This is a genomic window from Aeromonas sp. SrichE-2G (assembly GCF_017939565.1).
Classification (GTDB): domain Bacteria; phylum Pseudomonadota; class Gammaproteobacteria; order Enterobacterales; family Aeromonadaceae; genus Aeromonas; species Aeromonas taiwanensis.
In genome coordinates, this window is record NZ_JAGKRG010000053.1 from 25936 (window position 1) to 40535 (window position 14600).

A 14600-nucleotide genomic window follows, 5' to 3' on the forward strand; every position below is an offset into this window, starting at 1 on the left:
TGATGGCGCCGTTTTGAGAGTGCAGGGACGAGCCCGGAATCGCCTTACTTGCCCGCGATGCTGAGTCCGCCGAAGCGGATGAGCGGGGCATAGAAGCCCTTGCCATCGTCATGATGCAGCAGGTCGCCGACCGCTTCCAGCTCGCCGAGCAGGCGGTAGAAGTTGCCCGCCACCGTGATGCCGCGCACCGGTGCCACACGCTCGCCATCCCGGCACAGGAAGCCGGAGGCGCCGAACGAGAAGTCGCCGCTCACCGCGTCGGCGCCGGAGTGCAGGCCGTCCAGCTTGACCAGCTCCAGGTACTCGCCACACTGGACCTCACGCTCGCTGTGGGGGCCGAGTCCGAACACTAGGTGGCGCGGGCTCACGTCAAGGGCGCTGCGGGCACTGCGGGCCGCCGCACCATTGCCGGCCACGCCGAAGTGGCGGGCGGTGGCGCTGTTGTGCAGCAGGGCCTTGAGCTCCCCCTCACCGATGAGCAGCAGATCCGACGTCGGGGCTCCTTCACCGTCGAAGGCCTTGATCTTCATCCCCCCCGGCATATGGACACGGCTCTCCAGGGTGAGCCAGCGGGACGCCACGCTCTGGCCGAGCTTGTCGCGCCAGGGGTTGATCCCCTGCTGGGCCCACTTGCCCGACAGCACCGACTGGAAGCAGCCGAACAGGCTGGCCAGACAGTTGGTGCTGAAGATGACGCTGTAGCGACCGCTCGGCACCGCCTCACCCATCAGCAGGCCATCGGCCACGGCATGGATCTGGCGGATGAGGGGCTGGCTCGCCAGCTCGTCGAAGCGACGGCCATATTGCCCCTGATAGTGCATGGACTGGCGGCCGTACCGCTCGATGAGGGCCGAGCTGTGGCAACCGACGCTGAATTCCTGATGCTCGCAGAAGGTGCCCTGGCTGTTGGCGAGCCAGAGGCGGCTCTCCCCCTCGAAGAAGCCGTTGTAGGGGGCGCCGGTCACGTCCGGCAGGGCCAGCATGTCCGATTCGAGGCGCAGGGCCAGGGCGATCTTCTCCTCCACTGGCGTGGTGTCGGGCTGGTTGATCTCGGCGCAGTCTGTAGTGAGCCGGCTGTTGGCGACCGAGATGGCCTGATCCGCATCCACCTTGGCGAAGCGGCTGGCATCGAGCGCATCCTGCACCATGGCGTCCAGCGCCGATGCATCCAGGGACTCCGAGTAGGCGATGCCGACCCGGCCTTCCTTTATCAGGCGAATGCCGATCTGCTGGCTGCTGGTGACCTTGTATTCGCTGAGCTCCCCCTTGTCGGCCTTGAGGGAGAAGGCCTTGTCCTGATTGGCAATGACGTCCGCCTCGGCACCCAGATCGGCGACCTTGTCCAGCAGACGGGTGAGCAGTTGGTTCATGTCGAGCTGGCTCATCAGGCGTTCCCCCCCACCAGAATGCTGTCAACCTTGAGCGGCGGCTGGCCGACCGAGGCGGGAATGGAGCCGGAGACCGAGCCGCACATGCCGGCGGAGAGGGCCAGATCGCGCCCCACCATGGAGATCTCCTTGAGCACTTGCGGACCGGTGCCGATCAGGGTGGCCGACTTCAGCGGTCTGGTTATTTTACCCCCCTCGATAAGGTAGGCCTCCTGCACGTTGAAGTTGAACTCGCCGGTGCCGGGCTGCACCGAGCCGCCCCCCATCCGCTTGGCATAGATGCCGTGCTCCACGGTTGCCAGCATGTCGTCCAGGCTGTGGTTGCCCGGCTCGATGTAGGTGTTGCGCATGCGCGAGGCCGGGGCGAACTTGTAGGATTCGCGCCGCCCGGAGCCGGTGCGAGCGTAGCCGGTGCGAAGGGCGCCCATTCTGTCCACCAGGAAGCCGGTCAGCACGCCGTCCTTGATGAGCTGGGTGTGCTGGGTCGCCATCCCCTCGTCATCGACGTTGATGGAGCCCCAGGCGTTGCCCTGCAGGCCTTCGTCCACCGCGCTGACCGCGGGGTTGGCGATGAGCTGGCCCATCTTGTCGTGGAACACGGATGCCTTCTTGGCTACCGAGGTGGTCTCGAGCAGGTGGCCGCACGCCTCGTGGAAGATGACGCCGCCAAAACCGCTCTCCATGATGACCGGCAGCTTGCCGCTCGGACAGGGGGCCGCCCCCAGCTTCACCAGTGCCTGGCGGGTAGCGATGAGGGCCAGCTCGCGGGGATCGATGCGTTCGGCGTGTTCCCAGCCCATCATGGCGCCGGGGGCTTCATAGCCCACGCTCTGCTCGCACCCGTCCACGGCGATGGTCTGGGCCATGATGCGGTTGTAGTGGCGGCGATCACTCACCTGCCCCCCTTCGCTGTTGAAGATCTCCACCTCCTGCTCCCAGCCCAGCACGTTGCCGGAGAACTGGCTCACCTTGTCGCTCTCGGCGCGGGCCGCGGCGTCCATGGCGTGCAGGTAGGCGATCTTCTGCTCCAGCAGCTTGTCGGCTGACAGGGGCAGGGCGATCGGGTTGCGATCGGTCAACCGGGTGAAATCGAAGGCGGTGGCGGTCACCACGGGGTCACGCCTGTCCTTGGCCGCCAGCAGGGTGACGATGCGCAAGAGCTCGTTGCGATCGGCCAGGTTGGTGTAGCCGTAGAGCACCTTGTGGCCGTAGCACAGGCGCACGCCGATGCCGAAATCGAGGCCACCGCTGATGTTCTCCATCTGGCTGGAGAGCAGGCTGAGCTGGCTGCGGCGCTTGCGCTCCACAAACAGCTCGGCGAAGTCGGCACCCAGCGCCAGCGCGTGATCGAGCACGTCGCGGGCGATGGCGGGGGCCAACAGGGAGAGTGAAGTCATAGAATTTCCTTTTCTGGTCTGTCCGTTTGCTTCCGACACCCGGCTTTAGGTTGTTATAGGGTGTCGAACCCATTGTTGCAGACCAGCAGCAAAAAGTCGCTATAGCGTCAGGCGATGATACCAAACGAGAAAATCGGTGCGGTTTATGCGCCCGTAAGCCGGATTTGAGTCGCGGACAGGGGGAGCGTTCTGTCGGGGATCGAGTCGCTCAAAGCGGGTTCGGCGCAAGGCATCATGCCCTCAGGGCGTGGGACATGGGGAACGAGAGGCGAGGAGCATCGCCGGGCCGTCTCTCGTGAGGCGGCCCGGCAGGGGGTCACAGCAGCTCGTGGATTTCCCCCAGGATCTGGTCGACCCACTGTTCGATACGGGATTCGGTCTGGTCGTACTGGTTGGCGTCGTCGAGGGCCAGGCCGACGAAGTGACGGCCATCGTCGATGAGCGCCTTGGAGGCGTCGAACTCGTACCCCTCGTTGGGCCAGTAGCCCACCAGCTTGACCCCCTTGGGCACCAGCTGGTCGTGCAAGAGGCCGAGGGCATCCTGATACCACTCCCCATAACCCAGCTGATCGCCGAGGCCAAACAGGGCGATGATGCGTCCCTCCAGCTGCAGGTCGGCAATGTCTTCCCAGCGGGACTCCCAATCTTCCTGGAGCTCGCCGAAGTCCCAGGTGGAGATGCCCAGGATCAGGATGTCGTACTCCTGCATGCGGGCGAGGGGCACATCCTTGATGTTGTGGAGATCGACCAGCTCGGGGCCAATGAGGGCGCGGATCTTCTCGGCCGCCATCTCGGTGTAGCAGGTGGTGGAGCCGTAAAACAAACCTATCTTCATCGCTCTTCTCTTGATCGCAGTCGGCAAGGGGCGTGACCGGCACAGCGGCGCCCGGGGGAGGGCGCCAGTCTAGCAGATTGCGCCGGGCTCTTCACCGCCTGAGGGATGTGCAGCCTTGCCTTGCGGCCCGGGTGGGTCGGCACGTTACAATGGCGACCTGTTTCCCCGAGCGCGGCGCACCATGAGCAAAGCTGAATCCCATCCCCTGATCGAGCCATTCCTCGATGCCCTCTGGCTGGAGCGGGGGCTGTCTGACAACACGGTCAGCTCCTATCGCACCGATCTGGAAAAGTTCGCCCTCTGGCTCGATGAGCAGGGCGGCTCCCTGTTGCTGGCCGGGCTGGACGACATCCAGCACTACCTCGCCTGGCGGGTGGACCACCAGTTTGCGGCCAGCAGCACGGCCCGTTTCCTGTCGGCTCTGCGCCGCTTCTATCAGTATCTCAACCGGGAGAAGCTGCGCAGCGACGATCCCACCGTGCTGCTGGAGGGGCCCAAGCTCCCCAAGAAGCTCCCCGCCGACTTGAGCGAGGCCGAGGTGGAGGCGCTGCTCACGGCGCCTCTGGTGGACGACCCGCTGGAGCTGCGCGACAAGGCGATGCTCGAACTGCTCTATGCCACCGGGCTGCGGGTCTCCGAGCTGGTGGGGCTCACCGCCGAGCATATCAGCCTGCGTCAGGGGCTGGTGCGGGTAGTGGGCAAGGGCAACAAGGAGCGGCTGGTCCCCATGGGGGAGGAGGCGGTGCACTGGCTGGAGCGTTACTACCGGGAGGGGCGCACCCTGCTGCTGGGGGGCACCAGCTCGGACGTGGTGTTTCCTTCCAAGCGGGCCCAGATGATGACGCGCCAGACCTTCTGGCATCGCATCAAACTCTATGCCCAGCGCGCCGGGATCAGGGGGGAGCTCTCCCCCCACACCCTGCGCCACGCCTTCGCCACCCACCTGCTCAACCACGGCGCCGACTTGCGGGTGGTACAGATGCTGCTGGGCCATGCAGATCTCTCCACCACCCAGATCTACACCCACGTGGCGAACGAGCGGCTCAAGGCACTACACGGCCAGCACCACCCCAGAGCCTGAGCCTTAGTCTTAAGACGGCAATACCAAAAAAACGCCCCGGCATTGCCGGGGCGTCAAAGCAAGACAACAAAATGCTTAAGGAGTGGTATCGATAACGACGGAGGCCTCGGCACTGGCCTTGCTCCCTTCCTCGTCGGCAAACTCAACCACAACCGCATCACCGCTGGTGATACTGCTGGTGAACTGGTTGAACTGGCTCGGTGTGAAGTTCGGGGCAAACTCGACACTGAAGGCACAACTGTAATCTGCATCCGGATCCAGCGACAGAGTGTAGGTTGGAGGCTCATCTAGATCAGCCGGTTCCACGCAGGCGAGCAGGTTGAAGCTGCCGAAAGAACCTCCCTCATTGGCGATGGCAAAGTTGCCAGGGAGGTTAGCCGCGTTTCTGACTGTCATGCCCAGTATCCTGAGGGATTTCAGGTAGATTTTTTCGAGGCTCTTGTTCTTCACATTGAGGAACACGGTTGCCTTGAGGGCGAAACCACCTTCAATGCTGGGCGGGACATCATCGAAGTTGACGGTTGCCTGATCTTCGTTGGATGTCACCTCAGTATTTTGGGGGGTCGTTGCCTTGACCTGGGCGGTATTCACCAGGCGACCTTCATTCACCTCTGTCTCCGGATCTGGGTCAAGGGCATTGCCAGTGACATCCGCCACCAGGGTACAGACATACGGGGTGCCATAGGCGATCGTTGTGGTGAAGATACACTCATCCGCTCGTTGGGTGCTCGACTTGGTAGCACGGGGACTGGCAAACAGCACATCGTCGATAAAGTCGCTGAGGGTCAGATCCTCCTCGGTAACGGAATTGTTATTGGTGATGGTAAAGCGATACACCACCATGCCACCGGGTTCGTTCACACTGGTTTCTTCGCCAAAGTCTGCGTCCATCACCGTATTGGGGTCTGAGCCGTTTACGGCGGCGACTTCCTTGGACAGCACGATAGAGGGGGTTCCCAGAGTGACGGACTCACTCGCAACGTCACTTGCCGGTCTATCCTCATTGTCCTTGCCACCGACTTCCACCGTATTGGTATAGGTCTGCCCTTGTCCGAGACTGACATTGGCTACGTATCGGCAGGTGAAGGATCCTCCATCCTTGGCGAGCGTCATGCCGTCAGCCAGACTACAGGCCGGTGAGCCCGTGTTATCTTTCAGCAAATCGGCGATGGCGGTATCTGTCAGAGAGGTCAGCAAGACGGCATCGACAGTACTGTTATTGGTAATGGTCACCACATAGGTGACATTCCCTGATGCCTCAATGAACCAGACATCACCAATCTTGTGCAGGCCCGGGCCAGATTCGGCCTCTTTGGTTATCTCGAGGACAGGATTCACGTTGGCCATCTTGACGGTGACCACATTCGTGCAGTTGCCTGCATTATTGTTTGGATCGTCATCGGTGGGATCACATTGATCATTGCCTACTGCCGTGGTGCCATCGACCCTTGTGGCGGTCGCCCGGATGAAGTCCTGATAGAGCTCGGGGCTACCATCGTCCGGCAGATCTTCGTCCTCTATCTTCATCACCAGCTGGCAGGAGAGAGTAGGAGATGCAGTGGTAAGGGTCTGGGGCAGCGCGAGATCATCGCTGTCGCAGGTATTGTCGGTATCACTGCCAAGCAGGGTCAGGTTGCCAATGGTCTGATCGGTGTTGCTGTTCAGATCGAAATTGGCAAGCACAGTGTTATCCGTGCTGGAACGCACAATGTCACGCAGCGACTGGATGATGACATCTGCCGGCACTGCATCCTTGGTAATGGTCAGCCTGTACTTGAAGATGCCTTCCGGTTCGTTCGCCTGATCGGCGCTTAATAGCTCCTTGCTCAGAGTGGGTGGATTGGGATTGACGACGACATTGATATTGAACTTGCCGCAATTGCATTTGGATTTGTTGTTGGGTACCTGGCCTACCACGGGATTGTCATCGACATCGCAGTTGTTACGGCTGATGTTGTCCCAGGCTGCACAGTAGTTGAAATCGGCACGACCATCGCGATCCGCATCTGCGCACAGCATGGTGATGGGTTCGTCATGCAACACATACTGGTCATTGGTCAGCAGGCTCTTCTTGATGTCACCACACTGGTCGCCATCGAGATTGGCAGCCTGTTCTTCACCAGGTTTGGGTATCAACAGGCTACAGTTCTGGGCATTTGCCCCCTGGATGACCTGGGGGCTCAAATCATTGAGCGGCAGATAGAAGGTGGTATCCCAGCGCTCAGCTGCATTTGTCCTGATGGTGACATCGGCATAGAAGGTGAATGTGTCTCCCAGATCACACGCCTCATTGGGGTTGTTGGGGATTACCTGGGTGATCTCGACATCGTTGGCCGTACAGTTGAGAGACTCGCCCAGCGTATTGGACATCCCCTTGCCACCGGCCTTTATATAGGCGTCGGCCATACAGTACTGTTTATTGAGATCTACTCCTGCCGCCTGTACCGGCCCATCCGAATTTTGCCATATATCTGCGATGGCTGGCTGACATAGCAGCAGTGCAGCGGCACAGGCCGTCCGCAGTGGGCTAAACAGGCGGTTGCGCTTGTTTGGTTTCATGACGCTTTCCTCTTCCTATCCTGTGGTTTCTTGCTCCATTTCGCTCGGCTGCGACTGCGTTAACCGAACGGTGCCCCGGGCCCGGGGCTGATCCGGCAGAGGCGTCTCCCTGTCTCGATGACAGGGGAACAGGCTCTGCCCTCAGGACGGGTATCAAGAGGCAGCCTGCTGTGTTCGCAAGGCGCGTACCAGAGATGTAATTAATTGAAAAGTAATGTTTTTTCTTTACTTTCCAGCGGGCGAGGCCAGGGAAGAGGTGAGAGGTGTAACGGTTATGGGGGGGGATAAACGCGATACGCACTTATGGCATTGATACATAACAACTTTTAATTGTTCAGCGCGTTACGAGGATGAAACAGGGGCTTGTCGGAATGGGGGCTGCCAGCCGTCATGTTCCCGGGTGTGCCTGAAGGATGACGAGCGGTAAAAGAGGAAGTGGCTGCGGCATTCATGGCTGCAAGCGGGTCAGAATCCGGCTGGCACCATGATCGGGGGCTGGCGGCCTGGGGGCTGGTCTGTGTATCAAGGTTGAGACAGTGGGGCGTGAGTCCATCAAGGGCACAAGCGCGGAACCCCGTGCCGGCAAGGGGGGAAGTGCGTTCGCCCATCCTGTAAAAGCAGCCATGAAGGGGACTCTGGGCTCCCCTTCATGGCAAGGCTGCACACAGGATGGACGCGGTGCCGCGAGCGGGCTTACTGATCCTGGCGGGACTTGAGCAGATCGCGGATCTCGGTCAGCAGTTCCTGATCCTTGGTGGGGCCGGCGGGTGCAGCGGCTTCCTCTTCCTGTTTCTTCTTGAGGGTGTTGATGGCCTTGAGACCCATGAAGATGGCGAAAGAGATGATGAGGAAGTCGATACAGGTCTGGATGAACTTGCCATAGGCGATGACCACGGCGGGAGCATCCCCTTCGGCCGCCTTCAGGGTGATGGCCAGATCGCTGAAATCCACCCCGCCCAGGATCAGGCCGATGGGAGGCATGATGACATCTCCCACGAAGGAGGAGACGATCTTGCCGAAGGCGGCACCGATGATGATACCGACCGCCATGTCGATCACGTTGCCTCTGGATGCAAAGGCCTTGAACTCTTGAATCAGACTCATTTTTCCCCCTGGAAATGGACGGCGTGTGGCGTGACCACCGCTGGGTTTGAACAATAAAACATCTGTAAAACAGAGGGATGGCTATGATGCCTCCCGTCGTCATGTTTAGCTTGCGGGGCTCAAGCCCGATTGGCAACCAATTGAAGGGGAAATTTTTGCCTCTACCGCTATTAATGCTTCGCTCACTGCAGGGCGGCCTCTGTGGCCGGTGGTGCTTGTGAGGGGCAGGATGGGGGGCAGGCACCCAGCGTCGTCGATGTTATAAAAAAGGGCCATGGTCTGCACCATGGCCCTGTGGTTCACTCGCGACAGGCGCCTGTCATGCCTAAGGAGTCGGGCAATCCGGGCAGCTTGGGCAGAGCGGGCAGGTAGCGGTTGCCGTGTCTGAAACCGGATCCAGACCGAGGACGGCTGGCGGCTTCCCTGTGGCGGTGACGACATCGCTGAAGGATATCTCGCCGGGGTTTATCGATCCGGCTGCGCTCGGGAAGTAGGATCCAGAATAGGATTCACAGGTGTTCGCCGGGAGAGACGAGATCTGCTTGACCGTCGTCGACGAATTCGAGCCATCCTGCACCTCATCCGTGACCACGACGTCATGCAGACCGACATTCGTGGTGTTGCAGACTTCACCGCTGAAGTCGACTCTCACCACCAATTGGTTCGAGTCCGTGATGACCTTGGTCTCACAGGATTTGGTGACATCTATCCCGGGGGTCTTGACGACGGTGGGGCAGTCTGCCGTCGTGGAATCCGTGATCGTCTGTTGCCCGCCATCGCTGGAGGCGGCCTTGACACTGACACCGTTGGTGGGAGCGTTACCGACGGAATCAAAGCTACCGCTGTAGTTCTCCGAACCGCCTTTCGGTATGGAATCAAATGTCGCGACGACGAAGTCATCGTTGGTGTCGGCCGGGGTACCGTTGTCGTCGGTGACGACGACGTCGAAGATGGCGCCAAAGCCGTCGTTGCTGACAGTACCGTTGAAGTTGTAGGTAAAGCCGGTTTCGGCGGCATTGAGGTCACCGTCTGTACATGTCTTGGTGATCGAGACTTTGCACAGCTCGAAGTTATCCAGCACGAAGTCTTTCAAGGCTGCCGTGAAAGAGCTGGAAGAGCGGGTCTCGGCCATGAAGCTGCTGAAACAGCCGTCACTGCTGCCGACGATCTGGCTGAGATTGATCCCCCCCTCGAAGAAGCTCTCGAAGGGGAAGGTGCCCTGAGTTCCGCTCTTGGGGGTGTAATCGCTCCACAGACCGCTGACGCCATTTGCCAGAGAGTTCGGGGGGACGGGCACGTCACCCGTGTTGGTCAGGGCGCAGGCGAGAGTGGTGCCGCCCTGGCTGGCACAGACGACATCATTGGCTCCCGAGCCTTGCAGCTTCAGCCTCAGGTTGGTAGCGGCGCATTGGCCCGGTTGCGGGTCGTTGTTGGTCGCCTTGCTGCAGGTCGGATCCCAGGTCACCACGGCCAGGTAAGGGACGGCATTGCTCGCCTGCGGGAAGTTGATGAGTACCAGGGTGTCCCCCACGGTGTGCATGCCGCTGAATTTGCCGTTGGGCAGGGCGGTGACCTTCTGCTTGAAGAACCAGAAGCCCATAAAGGCATCCCCAACATTGGAGAGCCTGTCGGCACCGAAGTAGAGCAACAGGTCGCTGTTTTCGTTATAGGCGGCGGCATAGGCGTGGGTCAGATCATCCTTGTCGGGCACCGAGCCATCCTTCCAGCTCCATTTATCGATATCCAGTATGTCTTTGTCGCCTCCCCCGAAGATGGTCTTGGGGGCGGTATCCTGGATGATACCGGTGAACTTGGTGGCTGCCCCGCTGTCGGGAGGGGTAGCCCAGTCATCGCTGTTGAGGGCGGGGTTGTCATCTTGCGGGTTGGCATCCAGCTCGAATGGTGACTCCGCCGTGGCAGCCAGTGCCGGCCCGCAAAGCGCCAGCAGCAAGCCCAGAGCGAGGAGACCATGCTGCCAACAGCGTGGCCAGAGTTGCGTTGCTCGGGTATCCATGTTGCATTCCTTCTGCTTGTTAGTTTTCCATGTCGTCCGGTTATGCGTGAACGGCCGGAGGCGCTGTGGGAATGCAGGCTTTATTCCATCAACTTAACCAATTGAAAATAAATAAAAATAATAGCGTTATTGCCCCTTTGGCTAGACGGTTGTTAACCCTGTGAGGGGGGGGCTTGCAGAGGGGACGGTCTACGTGCAGGCAGGGCAAGGAGTGGGAACTTTTGGCGCTGTCTCCAGGGTGGAACAGAGAACAGATAAAGCGTATCGGACACGGCCGGAGACATGAGCGAACATTGAATTCAATAGATTGTTTTTAAAGGGTTTATCATGTTTTAAATCTTCCTTTGAGAACCGGTTATGCCCCTGTTCCATTAGTGGCACAAGTCGACCTTCTATCCAATACTTTGCACAGTGTTTGGCCGCCATGTGGTGGAGGGGGCTGTTGATGGAAATGCGTACGCTGCTGTGTGTCAACACGGACGAAGTGTGGTCGCCCCCATCACAGGTTGCCGCACTGGGCTGGAGTGTCTGCCTGGCGTCGTCGCCCCAGGAGGCTTTCAGTCATTATGTCAAGAAGGCTCCCAAAGTGGGGGTGGTGCTGTTGAGCGAAGACGCGGCCGAGGCCGTGGAAGCGCTCTTTCGCCAGACCTGCGGCACCATGGTCTGGGTTGCACTTGCCCCTCCTCACCTGCTCGCGCACCCCAGGATGCAGGAGCAGCTTCTGAATTATTGCTTTGACTATCATAGCCTGCCGGTCGAGGACGATCGTCTGCTGGCCATACTGGGGCATGCCTTCGGCATTGCCTGTTTGCGGGGCCGTGTGCCACGCCCCTGCGGGCAGGACAAGGAGGAAGGGGGGCTCATCGGGGAGAGTCCCGTCATGCGACAGCTCATGGGCCGGGTGGAGCGCCTCGCCAAGGCGGATTCGTCGGTCGTGCTGCAAGGGGAGAGCGGCACGGGCAAGGAGCTGGTGGCTCGACTGATCCATCGCCACTCGTCGCGAGCAACGGGCCCCTTCATCGCGATCAATTGCGGCGCCATTCCCGCCACCCTGATCCAGTCAGAGTTGTTTGGTCATGAAAAGGGGGCCTTTACCGATGCCTGGCGCCGCCATATCGGCTGTGTGGAGCGGGCACACAAGGGGGTGCTCTTCCTCGACGAGATTGGGGAGCTGCCGGTGCAGATGCAAGTCAACCTGCTGAGGTTCTTGCAGGAGCGCACCATCATGAGGGTGGGGGGCACCGAGCCCATCGAGGTGGATATCCGTGTGATCGCGGCGACCAACCGGGTGCTGGACAAGGAGATGGCGCAGGGGAACTTCCGGTCCGATCTCTTCTACCGCCTCTGCGTGCTGGATCTGGAGCTGCCACCGCTGCGAGAGCGGGGGGAGGACGTCATGCTGCTGGCCCAGTATTTCCTGGGCAAGATGAGGGAGAGCCTGAACCCCAAGGTACACGGCTTCACGGCTGGCGCCATTCACCAGATGATGAGCTACCACTGGCCCGGCAATGTGCGGGAGCTCAAGAACCGGCTTGAGCGGGCGCTGGTCCTGTGTGAGGGATGCCGCATCGATCATCAGGACCTGGGGCTGGCGCTGCCAAAGGCGGAGGGGGGAATCCGTCCCCTGAACCTGGTGAGGGCGGAGGCGGAGTGTGAAGCGGTGCGTCGGGCGCTGGTCCTGTGCGGCAACAACGTGACCGAAGCCGCCCGTCACCTCGGGATCTCCAGGCTGACCCTCTACCGGGTGCTGGAACGCTCTGCTTCCTCCGAAGATCGCCTCGCCTAGACCCGTCCTGCAAACTGAACCATCGCCGATCCGCTCAAGGCGTGTATCATACGGCCTGCCCTGGCTCATCGCCTTAATCGCCCCAGAAGACAGGATAGAATCGATGTCCCTGCAAATCCGTCGTCGCCCGCGCGTGGATGATTCCCATCTGCCCGCCACCTTGCACCCGCTGCTTCGCCAGATCTTCGCCAGCCGTGGCGTCGAGGATCCCGTCCTGCTCGAACGCAGCGCGAGCTCGCTGCTGCCACCCCAGCGTCTGTTTGGCATGGCGCAGGCGGTGCCCCTGCTGGCCGATGCCCTGGCGGCGCAAAAGCGCATTCTCATCGTCGGCGACTTCGACTGCGACGGCGCCACCAGCTCGGCCCTGTGCGTGCTGGCCCTGCGCGCCATGGGCGGCCGCCACATCGATTTTCTGGTGCCCAACCGCTTCGAGTTCGGTTACGGCCTCACCCCGGAGATCGTCGAACTGGCGGTGGCCCGCGGCGCCGAGTTTCTCATCACGGTGGATAACGGCATCTCCAGCATCGCCGGGGTGGCGGCGGCCAAGGCGGCCGGTATGCAGGTACTGGTTACCGATCACCATCTGCCAGGCCAGGAAGTGCCTGACGCCGATGCGATAGTGAACCCCAACCAGCATGGCTGCGACTTCCCCTCCAAATCGCTGGCCGGGGTCGGGGTCGCCTTCTACCTGATGGCGGCCCTCAACACCCACCTGCGTCAGAGCGGCTGGTATGAGCGCCAGGGGCTGCGCGCCCCCAACGTGGCGGATTACCTGGACCTGGTGGCCCTCGGCACCGTGGCCGACGTGGTGGCGCTCGATGGCAACAACCGCATCCTGGTGCACCAGGGTCTGCAGCGGATCCGGGCAGGGCGCTGCCGTCCCGGCATCCAGGCGCTGGTGGACGTATCGGGCCGCGACGGTCGGCGCCTGTGCGCCGCCGATCTGGGCTTTGCGCTGGGGCCACGTCTCAATGCGGTGGGGCGCCTCGATGACATGTCCCTCGGGGTCGCCTGCCTGCTCTGCGACGACCTCAACCTGGCGCGCCAGCTCGCTTCCGAGATGGACAGCCTCAACCAGGAGCGCAAGGAGATCGAGCAGGGGATGCAGCAGGAGGCCTTGGCCACCCTGGAGCAGATCCGTTTTCGTGACGGCGAGGTGCCCTCCGGCATCGTGCTGCACCGGGACGAGTGGCACCAGGGGGTGGTGGGGCTGGTGGCCTCCAAGATCAAGGAGAAGTACTACCGCCCCGTCATCGCGTTTGCCGAGAGCAGCGACACCGAGCTCAAGGGCTCCGGGCGCTCCATTCCGGGGGTGCACCTGCGCGATGCGCTGGAACTGCTCGATACCCGTCACCCCGGCCTGATGGGCAAGTTTGGCGGCCACGCCATGGCGGCGGGGCTGACCCTGCCCAAGGCCAATATCGAGGCTTTCGGCCGGGCGTTCGAGGCGGTCATCGGCGAGCTGGTGACCCCTGAGCTCTTGACCGGGGTGCTGCTCACCGATGGCGAGCTGCTGCCCGATGAACTGAGTCTGGAGCTGGCGGAGCTGATCCGCGCCTCCGGCCCCTGGGGTCAGGCCTTCCCCGAGCCATTGTTCGACGGCGAGTTCGTGCTGGTGCAGCAGCGGCTGGTGGGGGAGAAGCACCTCAAGATGATGCTGACCACGGATTCCGGCCACGCGGTGGATGCCATCGCCTTTGGCGTCGACTTGCAGCGCTGGCCCGACGCCTCGGTCAAACGGGTGCGGCTGGTCTACCGGCTCGATGTCAACGAGTGGCGCGGCAACCGCAGCGTGCAGCTGCTGGTGGAACATCTGGAGGCCGCCGGCCTCTGACTCGGCGAACTTCGACAATGGCCACCCCGGGGTGGCCGTTTTCGTTGGTGGGCCATGCTATCCGGGCCGGAAGCGGGCGCACCGGAGCAGTTATCACCCCAGGTGCTTCGCCATGTTGTAGCCGGTGATGGTGAAACCCAGCGCCTGATAGAGCGCCAGGGCCCGCGGGTTGTCGTGGGCGACCCTCAGCTTGATCTGGTGGATGCCGAGGGGGACGAGCTGCGCCTCCAGGGCGACCATGGCCGCCTTGCCGAAGCCCTGGCCACGATGGGGCGGTGCCACATAGAAGTCGTAGATGAAGGTGGTGCCGGCGGCGCTGTCGAGGGCATGCCAGAGATAGCCCAGGGGCTCACCCGGTGTGTTCGAGGCGCCGCTACCGTCCTCAGGCACCAGGGCGAGCAGGTGGTGACCCGGGGTGGCGACGCCCTGTGGCAGGAGCTGTTGCAACGAGGCGTCGGCCTGACGGCGGGCGTCAGGCAGCGCCATCCCGTGATTGCTGGCAAGATCCCGGGCGTAATCCTCGATGAAGTAGTCGCGATAGGCGGGAAAGTCTGCGTCATGCAGGGGGATCAGGCGAACGGTGAGAGTCGGCATCCGGCACA

10 protein-coding genes are annotated in these 14600 nt (G+C 61.6%); 3 read left to right on the forward strand and 7 right to left on the reverse strand.

Annotated features, from left to right (window positions below; genetic code table 11):
- Nucleotides 1-44 precede the first annotated feature (44 nt).
- The 3 genes from J9885_RS16495 to fldB all read right to left on the reverse strand — a co-directional run bounded on the left by J9885_RS16495 (nucleotide 45) and on the right by fldB (nucleotide 3620).
- On the reverse strand, nucleotides 45-1385 hold the full coding sequence (locus tag J9885_RS16495) for a metallopeptidase TldD-related protein (RefSeq protein ID WP_210550091.1): 1341 nt from the start codon (nucleotides 1383-1385) through the stop codon (nucleotides 45-47).
- Nucleotides 1385-2785, reverse strand: coding sequence for a TldD/PmbA family protein (locus J9885_RS16500; RefSeq protein WP_210550092.1), 1401 nt, complete (start codon nucleotides 2783-2785; stop codon nucleotides 1385-1387). The genes J9885_RS16495 and J9885_RS16500 overlap by 1 nt, the downstream gene beginning before the upstream one ends.
- 316 nt (nucleotides 2786-3101) lie before the next feature.
- A complete protein-coding gene (gene fldB / locus J9885_RS16505; RefSeq protein ID WP_134695363.1) occupies nucleotides 3102-3620 on the reverse strand; it encodes a flavodoxin FldB in 519 nt (172 codons plus the stop codon).
- A 181-nt stretch (nucleotides 3621-3801) separates the two neighbouring features.
- On the opposite strand from fldB, the gene xerD reads away from it, so the two are divergent.
- Nucleotides 3802-4701, forward strand: a complete 900-nt coding sequence (gene xerD / locus J9885_RS16510) for a site-specific tyrosine recombinase XerD (RefSeq protein WP_210550093.1) — start codon at nucleotides 3802-3804, stop codon at nucleotides 4699-4701.
- 75 nt (nucleotides 4702-4776) lie between these two features.
- Here the strand turns inward: xerD and J9885_RS16515 are convergent, their stop codons facing one another.
- The 3 genes from J9885_RS16515 to J9885_RS16525 form a co-directional block, all read right to left on the reverse strand.
- On the reverse strand, nucleotides 4777-7260 hold the full coding sequence (locus J9885_RS16515; protein WP_210550094.1) for a hypothetical protein: 2484 nt from the start codon (nucleotides 7258-7260) through the stop codon (nucleotides 4777-4779).
- Between the two features lie 693 nt (nucleotides 7261-7953).
- Nucleotides 7954-8364, reverse strand: a complete 411-nt coding sequence (mscL, locus tag J9885_RS16520) for a large-conductance mechanosensitive channel protein MscL (protein WP_043762205.1) — start codon at nucleotides 8362-8364, stop codon at nucleotides 7954-7956.
- A 325-nt stretch (nucleotides 8365-8689) separates the two neighbouring features.
- Nucleotides 8690-10378: a hypothetical protein gene (locus J9885_RS16525; RefSeq protein WP_210550095.1), complete on the reverse strand. Its 1689-nt coding sequence runs from the start codon at nucleotides 10376-10378 to the stop codon at nucleotides 8690-8692.
- Between the two features lie 445 nt (nucleotides 10379-10823).
- Here J9885_RS16525 and J9885_RS16530 point away from each other — a divergent pair, with 445 nt between their 5' ends.
- Nucleotides 10824-12164: a sigma-54 dependent transcriptional regulator gene (locus J9885_RS16530; protein ID WP_246876997.1), complete on the forward strand. Its 1341-nt coding sequence runs from the start codon at nucleotides 10824-10826 to the stop codon at nucleotides 12162-12164.
- 103 nt (nucleotides 12165-12267) lie between these two features.
- Nucleotides 12268-13998 (forward strand): single-stranded-DNA-specific exonuclease RecJ, encoded by a 1731-nt coding sequence (recJ, locus tag J9885_RS16535; RefSeq protein WP_210550096.1) that lies wholly within the window; start codon nucleotides 12268-12270, stop codon nucleotides 13996-13998.
- A 93-nt stretch (nucleotides 13999-14091) separates the two neighbouring features.
- Here the strand turns inward: recJ and J9885_RS16540 are convergent, their stop codons facing one another.
- Nucleotides 14092-14592 (reverse strand): GNAT family N-acetyltransferase, encoded by a 501-nt coding sequence (locus J9885_RS16540; protein ID WP_210550097.1) that lies wholly within the window; start codon nucleotides 14590-14592, stop codon nucleotides 14092-14094.
- Between the last annotated feature and the right edge of the window lie 8 nt (nucleotides 14593-14600).

Bases quoted from the DNA above. Each gene is read 5' to 3' on its own strand.
- J9885_RS16525 (WP_210550095.1), bottom strand. From the start codon at position 10,378: ATGGATACCCGAGCAACGCAACTCTGGCCACGCTGTTGGCAGCATGGT.
- J9885_RS16515 (WP_210550094.1), bottom strand. From the start codon at position 7,260: ATGAAACCAAACAAGCGCAACCGCCTGTTTAGCCCACTGCGGACGGCC.
- J9885_RS16540 (WP_210550097.1), bottom strand. From the start codon at position 14,592: ATGCCGACTCTCACCGTTCGCCTGATCCCCCTGCATGACGCAGACTTT.
- J9885_RS16500 (WP_210550092.1), bottom strand. From the start codon at position 2,785: ATGACTTCACTCTCCCTGTTGGCCCCCGCCATCGCCCGCGACGTGCTC.
- J9885_RS16530 (WP_246876997.1), top strand. From the start codon at position 10,824: ATGGAAATGCGTACGCTGCTGTGTGTCAACACGGACGAAGTGTGGTCG.
- fldB (WP_134695363.1), bottom strand. From the start codon at position 3,620: ATGAAGATAGGTTTGTTTTACGGCTCCACCACCTGCTACACCGAGATG.
- J9885_RS16495 (WP_210550091.1), bottom strand. From the start codon at position 1,385: ATGAGCCAGCTCGACATGAACCAACTGCTCACCCGTCTGCTGGACAAG.
- mscL (WP_043762205.1), bottom strand. From the start codon at position 8,364: ATGAGTCTGATTCAAGAGTTCAAGGCCTTTGCATCCAGAGGCAACGTG.
- xerD (WP_210550093.1), top strand. From the start codon at position 3,802: ATGAGCAAAGCTGAATCCCATCCCCTGATCGAGCCATTCCTCGATGCC.
- recJ (WP_210550096.1), top strand. From the start codon at position 12,268: ATGTCCCTGCAAATCCGTCGTCGCCCGCGCGTGGATGATTCCCATCTG.